The following is a 534-nucleotide window of genomic DNA, read 5'->3' on the forward strand; positions in this document are numbered from 1 at the left end:
CATGACGAGCTATGTATTGACAGTGACGTGCCAATCGACGCGTGGGATCGTTGCGGCGATCTCGAACTATCTGGCCGGGCAGGGCTGCAACATCGTCGATTCCAGCCAGTTCGACGATCTCGATACCGGCAAGTTCTTCATGCGCGTCTCCTTCATCTCGGAAGAAGGGGTGGGGCAGGCAGCGCTCGTCGAGGGCTTCAAGCCGATCGCCGAGAAGTTCGCCATGGATGCCGAGATCCATGACGAGAAGAAGCGCATGAAGGTGCTGCTCATGGTCTCGCGCTTCGGCCATTGCCTGAACGACCTGCTCTATCGCTGGAAGATCGGCGCGCTTCCGATCGACATCGTCGGCGTCGTCTCCAACCATTTCGATTACCAGAAGGTGGTCGTCAATCACGACATCCCCTTCCACCACATCAAGGTGACGAAGGACAACAAGCCGCAGGCCGAAGCCCAGCTGCTCGAGATCGTCGAGCAGACCGGCACCGAGCTGGTGGTACTGGCCCGCTACATGCAGGTTCTGTCGGATGCGCT

1 protein-coding gene is annotated in these 534 nt (G+C 59.0%); it reads left to right on the forward strand.

The genetic code is table 11. The features are described from left to right. Window position 1: 1 nt before the first annotated feature. Window positions 2-534: formyltransferase family protein (locus tag GDN47_RS31860; RefSeq protein WP_267904860.1), on the forward strand; the 533-nt coding region annotated here is incomplete at its 3' end.

Origin of the sequence: Martinezella dioscoreae (genome assembly GCF_009176305.1) — a bacterium.
Taxonomy (GTDB): Bacteria; Pseudomonadota; Alphaproteobacteria; order Rhizobiales; family Rhizobiaceae; genus Rhizobium; species Rhizobium dioscoreae.